This is a genomic window from Nocardiopsis salina YIM 90010, assembly GCF_000341025.1.
Taxonomy (GTDB): Bacteria; Actinomycetota; Actinomycetes; order Streptosporangiales; family Streptosporangiaceae; genus Nocardiopsis; species Nocardiopsis salina.
The window spans coordinates 1-11,285 of record NZ_ANBF01000045.1; the positions used below are offsets into that span (position 1 = coordinate 1).

13 protein-coding genes and 1 tRNA gene are annotated in these 11,285 nt (G+C 70.6%); 11 read left to right on the top strand and 3 right to left on the bottom strand.

Translation table 11 applies throughout. The features are described from left to right. The 4 genes from D474_RS27715 to D474_RS0104985 all read left to right on the top strand — a co-directional run. Positions 1 to 206, top strand: a 206-nt coding sequence (locus D474_RS27715) for a PUA domain-containing protein (RefSeq protein WP_040703089.1), incomplete at its 5' end; no start/stop codon positions are given. Positions 207 to 458: 252 nt separating this feature from the next. Continuing rightward, the gene (locus tag D474_RS0104975; protein ID WP_017612494.1) at positions 459 to 1,568 is read left to right on the top strand and encodes a WD40/YVTN/BNR-like repeat-containing protein; all 1,110 of its coding nucleotides are present in this window, start codon (positions 459 to 461) and stop codon (positions 1,566 to 1,568) included. A gap of 16 nt (positions 1,569 to 1,584) precedes the next feature. Further along, a complete protein-coding gene (locus D474_RS0104980; protein ID WP_017612495.1) occupies positions 1,585 to 1,920 on the top strand; it encodes a MoaD/ThiS family protein in 336 nt (111 codons plus the stop codon). Between the two features lie 115 nt (positions 1,921 to 2,035). Continuing rightward, positions 2,036 to 2,923 (top strand): alpha/beta hydrolase fold domain-containing protein, encoded by an 888-nt coding sequence (locus tag D474_RS0104985; protein ID WP_017612496.1) that lies wholly within the window; start codon positions 2,036 to 2,038, stop codon positions 2,921 to 2,923. Between the two features lie 55 nt (positions 2,924 to 2,978). Here the strand turns inward: D474_RS0104985 and D474_RS0104990 are convergent, their stop codons facing one another. Beyond that, positions 2,979 to 3,728 carry an SDR family oxidoreductase gene (locus tag D474_RS0104990; RefSeq protein ID WP_026118179.1) on the bottom strand — a complete coding sequence of 250 codons (750 nt, stop codon included), beginning with the start codon at positions 3,726 to 3,728 and terminating at the stop codon, positions 2,979 to 2,981. A 203-nt stretch (positions 3,729 to 3,931) separates the two neighbouring features. Here D474_RS0104990 and D474_RS0104995 point away from each other — a divergent pair, with 203 nt between their 5' ends. Beyond that, positions 3,932 to 5,200 (top strand): glutamate-5-semialdehyde dehydrogenase, encoded by a 1,269-nt coding sequence (locus tag D474_RS0104995; RefSeq protein ID WP_017612498.1) that lies wholly within the window; start codon positions 3,932 to 3,934, stop codon positions 5,198 to 5,200. A gap of 249 nt (positions 5,201 to 5,449) precedes the next feature. Beyond that, complete coding sequence (locus tag D474_RS0105000; protein ID WP_017612499.1) at positions 5,450 to 6,409, top strand: hypothetical protein; 960 nt, start codon at positions 5,450 to 5,452, stop codon at positions 6,407 to 6,409. Between the two features lie 263 nt (positions 6,410 to 6,672). On the opposite strand, the gene D474_RS0105005 is transcribed toward D474_RS0105000, so the two are convergent. Then, on the bottom strand, positions 6,673 to 7,749 hold the full coding sequence (locus tag D474_RS0105005; protein WP_017612500.1) for a M48 family metallopeptidase: 1,077 nt from the start codon (positions 7,747 to 7,749) through the stop codon (positions 6,673 to 6,675). Positions 7,750 to 8,023: 274 nt separating this feature from the next. Here D474_RS0105005 and nadD point away from each other — a divergent pair, with 274 nt between their 5' ends. From nadD to map, 5 genes are all read left to right on the top strand, one after another. Next, entirely contained in the window at positions 8,024 to 8,641 is a 618-nt protein-coding gene (gene nadD / locus D474_RS0105010; RefSeq protein WP_275040766.1) for a nicotinate-nucleotide adenylyltransferase, read from the top strand. Between the two features lie 17 nt (positions 8,642 to 8,658). After that, positions 8,659 to 9,060, top strand: a complete 402-nt coding sequence (gene rsfS / locus D474_RS0105015) for a ribosome silencing factor (RefSeq protein ID WP_017612502.1) — start codon at positions 8,659 to 8,661, stop codon at positions 9,058 to 9,060. 29 nt (positions 9,061 to 9,089) lie between these two features. Further along, complete coding sequence (locus tag D474_RS0105020) at positions 9,090 to 9,713, top strand: histidine phosphatase family protein (RefSeq protein ID WP_026118180.1); 624 nt, start codon at positions 9,090 to 9,092, stop codon at positions 9,711 to 9,713. A gap of 177 nt (positions 9,714 to 9,890) precedes the next feature. Beyond that, a tRNA-Ala gene (locus tag D474_RS0105025) sits at positions 9,891 to 9,963 on the top strand. Positions 9,964 to 10,153: 190 nt separating this feature from the next. Beyond that, positions 10,154 to 10,921 (top strand): type I methionyl aminopeptidase, encoded by a 768-nt coding sequence (map, locus tag D474_RS0105030; protein ID WP_017612504.1) that lies wholly within the window; start codon positions 10,154 to 10,156, stop codon positions 10,919 to 10,921. A gap of 46 nt (positions 10,922 to 10,967) precedes the next feature. Here the strand turns inward: map and D474_RS27720 are convergent. After that, positions 10,968 to 11,285, bottom strand: a 318-nt coding sequence (locus tag D474_RS27720; protein ID WP_152476648.1) for a DUF3459 domain-containing protein, incomplete at its 5' end; no start/stop codon positions are given.

Below are 11,285 nucleotides of genomic sequence, written 5' to 3' on the forward strand. Positions count from 1 at the left end.
TCGTCAAGGTCCACGGCGAGTTCAGTGCCGGCGACCCCGTCGACCTGCGCAGTGAGGACGGTACCGTCGTCGCGCGCGGGTTGGTCAACTACGACGCGGCCGAGGTCCCCGACCTCATGGGGCGTTCCACACGCTGGTTGGCGCGGGAGCTCGGCCCCACCTACGAGCGCGAGCTCGTGCACCGCGACGACCTCGTGCTGCTCTGACCGGTCGAGCCCAGTCCCCCTTGTTCCGGACCACAGCGGGGGATGCGGTCTCGAGCCGTTCTCCGGAGGGTTCGTCCGTGTATCGAGTGGTCGGGCCGACCGCCGGTCAGCTCCGTCCGAGCTGGGTGCGGGTCCAGGTGCTGCAAAGAGAGGCGGAAATCCTCGTGAAGCGGCCCCGTTCTGTCGGTGCCGTGCGGTCTACTCCTGATGAGAGGTGGATCACGCAGTACCGGCATGCGGGAAGGACCGCACATGAGCGCAGTACGGCTGCTGGTGGGAACGCGCAAGGGCGCCTTCGTTCTCACCTCCGACAGTGAACGCAAGAATTGGGAGATCGACGGGCCGCACTTCGCGGGGTGGGAGGTGTATCACCTGACCGGCAGCCCGGCCGACCCCGACCGGCTCTACGCAGCGCCGTCCATGGACTGGTTCGGCCAGGTCGTCCAGCGTTCCGACGACGGCGGCAGGACCTGGGACGCGATGGACAACCGGTTCGAGTACACCGGCGAACCCGGGACCCATCTCTGGTACGACGGCACGCCCCGCCCGTGGGAGTTCACCCGGGTCTGGCACCTGGAACCCTCCGCCACGGACCCGGACACGGTCTACGCGGGGGTCCAGGACGCGGCCCTCTTCCGTACCACCGACGGCGCCCGCTCGTGGGAGGAGTTGGACGGCCTGCGCACGCACACGACCGCACCGGGCTGGCAGCCGGGCGCGGGCGGGCTGTGCCTGCACTCGATCCTGTTGGACCCGCGCGGCAACGGGCGCATGTTCGTCGGGATCTCCGCCGCCGGGGTCTTCCGCTCCGACGACGAGGGCCGCACCTGGACCGCCGCCAACCGTGGGCTGCTCACCGACGGCATCCCCGATCCCGACGCAGAGGCTGGCCATTGCGTGCACCGCCTGGCAATGCACCCCTCCAGGCCCGACGTGCTGTTCATGCAGAAGCACTGGGACGTCATGCGCAGCGACGACGCTGCGGAGAACTGGACGGAGATCAGCGGGAACCTGCCCTCCGACTTCGGGTTCCCCATCGCCGTTCACGCGGACGACCCCGACACGCTCTACGTGGTGCCGATCACCAGCGACTCCCTGCACTATCCGCCCGACGGGCGCCTGCGTGTCTACCGCAGCCGCTCCGGGGGCCAGGAGTGGGAGCCGCTGACGGAGGGCCTGCCGCAGGAGAACTGCTACGTCAACGTGCTGCGCGACGCCATGGCCGTGGACTCGCTCGACGGCGTGTACTTCGGCACCACCGGTGGGCAGGTCCACGTCTCCTCCGACTCCGGCGACACGTGGACCACCGCGGCCGACACGCTGCCCTCCGTCCTGTCCGTCGAAGTCCAGACCCTGCAGTGAAGGGGGTGCCCCGGTCATGAGTGACAGAGCACGGGAGAGCGCCGAAGGGCCGCAGGACGTGCGGGTCCGGCTGCCCTACCACCTGCGGATCCTCGCCCGGATCGACGGAGAGGTCGCCGTGCGGGTGGAAGGGCCGGTCACCCCGAACTCGGTGTTGGACGCGTTGGAGGAACGCTGGCCCGAGCTGCAGGGCACGATCCGCGACCACTCCAGCAAGCGCCGCCGGGCCTACCTGCGGTACTTCGCCTGCGAGGAGGACCTCTCGCACGATTCTCCCGACGACGCGCTGCCCGAGCGGGTGTCGAAGGGGGAGGAGCCCTTCATGGTCGTCGGGGCCATGGCAGGGGGATGAGCGGCCCGGGCGGCGGCGGGGCGTTCGGTACGGCGCCGCCCCGGCGGGGAACACGGTTCCCATGGGAGTGCGGTGTGGGAAGCTCTGAGGGCACTCTCGCCGAAGGAGTCTCCCCGTGCCCAGTGCGACCACGCGCGCCCTGTCCCTGCTCTTCCGTGTCACGCGCAAACGGCAGATGAGTACCCCCGAACGCGCCCGTCGCCGGATCGCCGCGCCCAAGGACGGGGCCGCCCCGCCCGCGCCGATGTGTCACGCCTACCGCGTCACCCGACGGGAGGTCTCGGGGTTCCCCGTTCGCACGGTGCGGCCGAAGGACGGGCCCGAACCGGGCAAGGCCGTGCTCTACCTGCACGGAGGCGCCTACGTCAGCAGCATCACCCCGTGGCACTGGCGCTTGATCGCCCTCATGGCCGACCAGGGCTGCCGGGTCGAGGTGCCGCTCTACGGGCTGGCCCCGGACCATACCCACCGGGAGGCGCACCCGTTCGTCGACCGTGTCTGGGCCGATCTGACCGCCGAGGTCCCCGCCGGCCGCACCGTGCTGGCAGGGGACTCGGCCGGGGGCGGACTCGCCGCGGCCCTCGACCAGCGCCTGGCCGCACGGGGGGCCGAGGGGCCGACGCGCACGATCCTGCTCGCGCCGTGGGTCGACGGGGCCCTGGACAACCCCGAGATCGCCGCGATCGAGTCCCGCGACCCCTGGTTGGCCCGGGCCGGACTGCACGAGTGCATGCGGGCGTGGGCGGGCGGCGACGACCCGGCCGATCCACGGCTGAGCCCGTTGTACGGGCAGCACGAGGGGACGGCGCCGATGGACGTCCACGTCGGAACCCATGACCTGTTCTGGCCCGACCTGCGGCGCCTGAGGGAACGCCGGGAGGCGGCCGGGGCCCGCACCGACCTGATCACGTGTCCCGGGGCGTTCCACGTGTACCCGCTGGCGCCCTGCCCCGAGGGCCGCCGGGCACGGATGCGCATCCTGGCGGCACTGCGGACCCTGTAGGTGCGGGGCGGTGACTGCAGCAGGGGAGGGAGCGTCCGGGCTCCTGGGGGCGGGGTCAGGTCATGCGGCGTACCACCGATAGCGGCACGCGCTTGAGCAGGAACCCGATCGGGACCCATGGCCACGCCGGTACGTACGCCTTGGCCTTGCGCTTCTCGATCGCGCGGACCATGGCGCGCGTTCCGGTCTCGGTGTCGACCATGAACGGGGTGTTCTGCGCGACGTGCTCGTTCATCTCCGAACGGATGTAGCCCGGGTAAACCACTGACACGTCCAGGCCCGGCACGCGTTCCGAACGCAGCCCCTCGGCGAGGGAGGCCACGCCCGCCTTGGTGGCCGCGTACACCGTCATGGCCTTGCGCATGCCCCGGAGAGCCGACATCGAGGAGACCATCACCAGGTGTCCGTGCTCCTGGGCACGGAACACCTCCAGGGCCGCCTCTGCCTGAGAGAGCGCACCCACGAAGTTGGTCATCGCGGTCTGCCGGTTGGCGTCGGGGCGCCCCTTGCCCAGCGCGGCGCCCTTGCCCAGGCCGGCGTTGACCACGATCCGGTCCAGGGTCCCGAAGGCCCCGGCGAGATCGTGGATCACCGTGTGCACGGTCTCGTGGTCGGTCACGTCGAGGGAGCGCAGCTCCACACGGCGCTCGGGGTGGGCCGCGGTGATCTCTTCACGCAGCGCCTCGAGTTTCTCCTCACGCCGCGCGCACAGCCCGAGGTCGTAGCCGAGGGCCGCGAACTGGCGGGCCATCTCGGCGCCCAGCCCCGCGCTGGCACCGGTGATGACGATCGTTCCCTTGCTCATGGTGACGGTCTTCTTCCGTGGGGTCGGCATGCCGGGGGAGACCGGCGTCCGGTCGTGGGCACCGACCTTACGGGGACCTGGCACCGATGACCGAACGGGGTTCGGAACAAGGCCTGTGGACAGCGCTCCGGAGCATCCTCCGAGCGCCTAGAGTAGGAAGACAGCCGACCCCGGAGCACACACCCCGACCGAGAGAGAAGGCCATGACTGACACCGAGCGCGAGGTCCGCGCGGTCGCCGAACGTGCCAAGGACGCCGCGGCCGACCTGGCCCCGCTCAGCCGGGGCGTGAAGGACGCGGCGCTGCACGCGCTCGCCGATGCGCTGGTCAAGCGGGCCGACGAGATCACCGAGGCCAACACCCGCGACGTCGAGCGCGCGCGGGCCGACGGCACCTCCGAGGCGATGATCGACCGGCTCACGCTCAACCCGGCCCGGATCGAGCAGATCGCCGGCGCCGTCCGCGAGGTCGCCGAGCTGCCCGATCCGGTGGGGGAATCGGTGCGCGGCGGGGTGCTGCCCAACGGTCTCGACCTGCGCCAGATCCGTGTTCCCCTCGGTGTCATCGGCATCATCTACGAGGGCCGCCCCAACGTCACCGCCGACGCCGCCGCGCTGTGTCTCAAGAGCGGCAACGCGTCGCTGCTGCGCGGTTCCTCCTCGGCCTACGACTCCAACACCGTCATCGTGCAGGTGCTGCGCGAGGCCCTCGAGGGGACGGGCGTGCCCGCCGACGCCGTGCAGATGGTGCCCGGGCGCGGCCGCGAGTCCTCAGCGGCGCTCATGCGGGCCCGCGGCCTGGTCGACGTGCTCATTCCGCGCGGGGGTGCCTCCCTCATCCAGGCGGTCGTGCGCGAGTCCACCGTCCCGGTCATCGAGACCGGCGAAGGCCTGTGCCATGTCTACATCGACGCCGACGCCGACGTGGACAAGGCCGTCGCGATCGCCACAAACTCCAAGGCGCAGCGGGTGTCGGTGTGCAACAGCGCCGAGACGCTCCTGGTGCACGAGGACGTGGCCGGCGAGTTCCTGCCGCGTGCGCTGGAGAGCCTGGCCGGGGCCGGGGTGACCGTGCACGGCGACGAGAAGGTCATGGCCGCGGCCGCCGGGACCTCCGTGGAGGCCGTGCCCGCCACCGACGAGGACTGGGCGACCGAGTACCTGTCCCTGGACCTGGCAGTGCGGGTGGTGCCCGGCATCGACGACGCCCTCGCCCACATCCGTGCCCACTCCACCCAGCACACCGAGTCGATCGTCACCGACTCCCTCAAGGCCTCGCGCTACTTCACCGCGCGCGTCGACTCCGCCGCGGTCATGGTCAATGCCTCGACGCGGTTCACCGACGGGGGCGAGTTCGGGTTCGGTGCGGAGATCGGCATCTCCAACCAGAAACTGCACGCACGCGGGCCGATGGGGCTGCCGGAGCTGACCTCCACCAAGTACGTGGTCACCGGCGAAGGTCACCTGCGCTGATCGCGCGCCGGGCCCCGAACGGGGCCCGGCGCAGGCATCCTCCCGCGACCGGGCGCCCTTTCTGGACGCCCGGTCCGTTCCTGTGCGCAAAACGTGGACGGAAACGGATCTTCGTCGAACGTGTATTCCCAAACCGGTGAGGAGTCGGTACTTTCGCTGTGGTGCGCGGGCAGCGCCTGCCCCGGACAACCCCGATCCGGTCCCGAGGAGCAGGGCCGCGCCACGGTCACGACGAAAGGAAATCCCCCCATGAACCTCCGGAGCACGGTCGCGGCCACGGCCGCCCTGGCCGTAGGCGGCCTCACCCTCGTGGCCGCACCCGCGCAGGCCGACCTCGTCACCCAGTGCGAGGGCCACGGCGGTGACGTGACCCTGCCGACCCCGCTGGCCGTGCCCGCCGGCGCGAACTGCTTCCTCGACGGCACCACGGTCCAGGGCGACGTCACCGTCGGCGAGGGCGCGAACCTGCACATCGTCGGGGGTGAGATCGAGGGCGACGTCGAGGTCGGCGCCGACGGCTACTTCGACTCCGCCGACTCGACCATCGGTGGCGAGGTCGCCAACACCGGTTCCTACGGCACCCATCTGGAGGAGACCGACGGTGCCGGCGTCAGCGCGATCCCCGTGGAGGGCTTCGACGACGGGTTCGTCTTCGTCGTGGACTCCGAGCTGGCCTCGGTGGAAGCCGAGGCGGGCGCCCTCTACATGGCCGGGTCCCGGATCGACGACGGTGTCTCGGCCACCGACGTGCGCTACGCCGACGTCGTGGACTCGGTCCTGCGCGGGGATTTGACGGTCACCGGTTCCGAGGGCGGCGGCATCCTCTGCGACAGCGAGGTCATCGGCGCGGTGTCCTACAGCGGCGGAGCGGGCCCGGTGGCGGTCGGCGCAGGTGAGCAGGACGGTTTCTGCTCCTCGGTCAACTACGTCGACGGCGATCTGAGCGTGGCCGGGGTCTCCGGCGGCGCCTACATCGACAACAACATCGTCGGCGGCTCGCTCGTGGCCGCGGACAACAGCCCGACGGCGGAGATCGGCGACGACAACCGCGTGCGGGGCGGGACCGAGGTCGAGGAGGTCGCGCTGAGCACCTCCGACGCCGGTGTCGAAGGCTGGTTCGAGGCGCACGAGCGGGATCTGGCCGACGAGGTCGAGGAGCTGCGCGGCGAGACCGTTGACGAGGCCACGGAGGCCGGCCCTGCGTTCTGACCCGTGACCCGTTCCCCTCACCCGCGTGCGGACACGTGAATGCGCAGCTGGTTCCCGTGTCCCACGCTCATCCGACGCGCTGCTCGTCCGGTGGTCCGAGCCCGCAGCGCGGCCGTGCACGGTGCCCGGCACATCCACCGGACGGCGCCCCGTTGCCGTGGACGAGTGCGCTCCTCCGCGGCAACGGGCAGTTGTGGGCGCACACCCGCGAAGGGCGTCGTGCAACTGGGGCCCGGGAACGTGTGCGGAACGTTCGTGGGCTCTCAGGACCGGTCGTTGCCACCGTCCCCGGCACCGCCGCCGTCCTCGCTGTCGTTCCGGCCGCCACTGCGCCAGCGCTCGGCGACCGAGTCGAAGATGCGCCCGCCCGCACCCGCGGCACCGCCTGCGACGTCGCGGACCACACTCACCAGCGGGTCCTTGGTCCGGTTCCAGTCCTCGCGGTAGGAGTCCGCTGCACGGCCTGCCTCATCGCTGACCCGGGACTCGGAGTCCTTGCTACGGCGCGGGTACTCCCCGTCCAGGATCCGCTGGTACTCACCGCTCTCCAACCAGCGCTGCACCTCGGCCACGCGCACCACCGCGAACGGGTGGCTGGCCGGCACCGTCGACATCAGTTTCAGCACGCTGTCGACCGCGTCACCGCCCGCCTCGTACTCTCGGGCCTGCTCGATGAACGCGTCCGGGTTCATCTCCGACAGGTTCGAACCCCCGGCCAGCTTCATGAGCGCGCGCTTGGCGGCGTCCGGGTTCTGGCAGGCCAGCAGCCCCGCACGGTCGGCCGAGAGCTCCGACTTGCGGTGCCACTCCTTGAGCGCGACCAGGATCGCCTGGATCGCCAGCGCGCCCAGCGGGATCCACATGATCTTCTGCGCGATCCACACCAGGAGCAGCAGGAGCGTGCGGTACAGGGCGTGCCCGCTCAGGATGTGGCCGACCTCGTGGCCGATGACGAACCGCTTCTCCTCGGCGTCGAAGAGGTCGAACAGCCCTGTCGTCATCACGATGAAGGGCTTCTTGCGCCCGATCGCCATCGCGTTCGGGTTCGGGTCCATCTTGACGTAGAGCTCGGGGACGTCGTCGAGGTCCAGAACGTACGCGGCGTCGCGCAGGTAGTCGTGCAGCTCCGGGAACTGGGTCGGGCCCACCCGAACCGCGTCGGCGAGGAACAGCAGGCGCAGCTGGCGTTCGCTGACCCGGCCGAACAGGCTCTTGACCAGGACGTCGAAACCGCTGAGTGAACGCAGCGCGACCAGGGCGCCGCGGTCCGCGGGGTGCTCGTATGCGCGGGGTGAGAGGTCGGGAAGACGGACGCGTACGCGGTCTGGTGAGTTGGCCATATCGGCATGCTATGCGCGTGTACCGGGCTTGACCATGGTTCCCGGGGAACGAGATATGACGTGTTCGCCCGGAGGCTTCGCGGGGCGGACGGGAAGATGGGGGAGCTCGGGTCCGTTGAACCCCGTACGGGTGGCAAGACGAGGGAGTGCCCCTTGCGGTCCCCGGGCCGTCGACTAGTCTCGGTTGGCCGAAACCGGCAACGGCCACGTCCACGTCCACGGCGAAACGGAGCGCACAGTGGCGCACGCAGCGAAAGGCGGCTCGCAGGGAGGGATCTCCCCCGCACGGAGGGGCGGCGCCTCCCCGACCAAGGTCGGAATCATGGGCGGCACCTTCGACCCGATCCACCACGGCCACCTGGTGGCGGCCAGTGAGGTCGCCCACCTGTACGGGCTCGACGAGGTCGTCTTCGTCCCCACCGGCCAGCCCTGGCAGAAGGACCTCGCCAAGGTCACCCCGTCCGAGGACCGCTACCTCATGACGGTCATCGCGACCGCTGAGAACCCCACGTTCCGGGTGGACCGTGTCGAGATCGACCGCCAGGGCCCCACCTACACCCTCGACACCCTGCGCGAACTCCGGTCCTCCTACGGGCCCGACGTCGAGCTGTACTTCATCACCGGAGCCGACGCGCTCGGGGCCATTCTGAGCTGGCACAACGTCGACGAACTCTTCCACCTCGCGCATTTCGTAGGCTGTAACAGGCCCGGTCACCACCTCAGCGACACAGGACTGCCCGAGGGCAAGGTCTCGCTGGTCGAGGTCCCCGCGCTCGCCATCTCCTCCAGCGAATGCCGCGAGCGCGTCCGCAAGGGCGAACCCATCTGGTACCTCGTGCCTGACGGAATCGTCCGCTACGTCAACAAGACCGGGCTCTACCTCGAGAGCTGAAAGGCAGTAAGCACAACGTGACAGCCACCGACAGGGCACTGGAGCTGGTCGAGGTCGCCGCCGAGGCCGCCTCCGACAAGCTCGCCCAGGAGATCGTCGCCTACGACGTCAGCGACCAGCTCATCATCACCGACGCCTTCGTGCTCTGCTCGGCGCCCAACGACCGCCAGGTGCGCTCGATCGTGGACGAGGTCGAGGAACAGCTGCGTGTGAAGTCCGGGGCCAAGCCGGTGCGGCGCGAGGGTGAGCGCGACGGGCGGTGGGTCCTGTTGGACTACGCCGACATCGTCGTGCACATCCAGCACGAGGAGGAGCGCGGCTACTACGGTCTCGAGCGCCTCTGGAAGGACTGCCCGGAGATCGACCTGCCCGAGAACGCGCGCGGGACCGAGCGCACCTCTGACGACGAAGACGCCTGAGCCGCGGACCGGGAGAAGAGACACACCTCGTGAGTGAGACCCCTCGTGTGCTGTTCTGGCGGCACGGACGTACCTCCTGGAACGTGGAGAACCGTTTCCAGGGACAGACCGACATCGGGCTCGACCGGGTCGGGCACGCACAGGCCGAGCGCGCCGCCGGCCTGCTCGCCACGCTCGGCCCGGACCTCGTCGTCGCCTCCGACCTGGAGCGCGCGGCCGACACTGCCGGGTACCTGGGCCGGGCCACTGGCTTGGAGGTCGAGTTCGACAAGGGCCTGCGGGAGCGCCACGGCGGTTCCTGGGAGGGCCTCACCGGGCCGGAACTCGCCCGCCGCTGGCCGGTCGAGCACGCACGCATGGACATCCCCGACGGGGAGGACGTCCGCGAGGTCGGCGACCGCATGCAGGCGGCCGTCGAACGGGCCCTGGAACGGACGCCCGCCGGCGGGCTGCTCGTCGTCGTGAGCCACGGCGCGGCCCTGCGGATGGCCATCTCCCGGATGCTGGGCGTGCCCGACGAACAACGGGAGATCCTCGGCCCGCTCAGCAACTGCTGCTGGTCCGTGCTGGGGCGTCGGCGCGAGGACTGGAGGCTCTTGGAGCACAACGCCGCGAGCCTGCCCGAGCCCGTGGTGCTGAGCGACGACGCGTGACGGGTCCGTCGGGGGTCCGCGGGCGTTCGTGCCAGAACGCACCGGCGGTTGTCGGCGTGGTTCGGGGCACGGCGGCCGGGGCTTCCGGCGCTCCGGTGCTCGCCGTTTCGACGTCGGCGCCGGATTCCGCTAGAGTCTGAGGGGTCGGAACGGGCACAGCCCGCCGACTCCCGACACGGGGCTATGGCGCAGTTGGTAGCGCGCCTCCATGGCATGGAGGAGGTCTGGGGTTCGAATCCCCATAGCTCCACTCGTAAGGCCCTGCTCGGCGGACTCGGTTCGCCGGGCAGGGCCTTTTTCGTCCCCCGAAGGCCGCCCCACGCCGGCCCCGGGGAACCTGTGCCTGCGCTGTCCGGGTCCTCTCTTGCGTTCGACCGGTATTGTTATACACTTCGTCCGGTACAGTAATACCGTTCCGCCAGTCCAGGTCGAGGAGACACATGATCGAGATGAAAAAACCCGAGGAGATCGACCGCATGGACGTGACGGGCACGTTCGTCGGCGAGGTCCTGACCGACCTGGGCGAGCTCGCGGACGTGGGCGTCAACCTCCTCGACCTCGAACACCGAGCGCGCGAACTCATCCGCGAGCGCGGAGCGCAGTCCTGTTACTGGGACTACGCGCCCTCCTTCGGCGAGGGTCCGTTCCGCAACGTCATCTGCCTGTCCGTGAACGACGCGGTCCTGCACGGCAAACCGCGGGACCGGACGCTCCAGGACGGCGACGTGCTGACGATGGATCTCGCGGTGGGCATCGACGGCTGGGTCACGGACTCCGCGCGCACCGTCGTCGTCGGGACCCCGGACGAGGAAGACCTGCGCCTGGTCCGCGCGACCCAGGAGGCCCTGGAGGCCGCGATCGACGTGATGCGCGCCGGCAACCGCTTGGGTGACGTGTCCGCCGCGATCGGTGCGGTCGCCGCCGAGCACGGATACCCCGTGAACCTGGAGTACGGCGGGCACGGTCTCGGCCGCACCATGCACGAGGAACCCCACGTGCCCAACGACGGGTACGCCGGGCGCGGGCTCGTGCTCCGCCCGGGCCTCACCCTCGCGCTGGAGCCGTGGTTCGCCCGTACGACCGACCGTGTCGTGCACGACGAGGACGGCTGGACCCTGCGGTCCGCCGACGGCTCCAGGGCGGCGCACTCCGAGCACACGGTGGCCGTCACCGAGGACGGCCCGCGCGTCCTCACCCGGCGCGCGTGAGGGGCTCCACCTCGGGCCCCGGAGCGTTTCCGGGGCCGTCCTCCGGTCATGGCTCCCGGTGCAGCCACACGGCGGCCTCACCGGGCAGTTGCCCGCCGGGCAGCGGCGCGCTCGCGACCAGGACCTCGCCCTCGGGCAGCGGCACGGGTTCGGTCCCGGTGTTGACCAGTACCAACACGTAGCCTCCGCGCCAGAAGGCCAGCACCGGCCCCCGGTCCAGGTCCGGATCCCAGTGCACCTCCTCGTCGGCGCGGCAGTGCGGCCGCAGCGAAAGCGCCGCCTGGTAGAGCCGCAGCATCGATCCGCGCTCCTGCGCCTGCGTCGACACCGAGTACTGCCCCCACCACGCCGGCTGCGGCAGCCC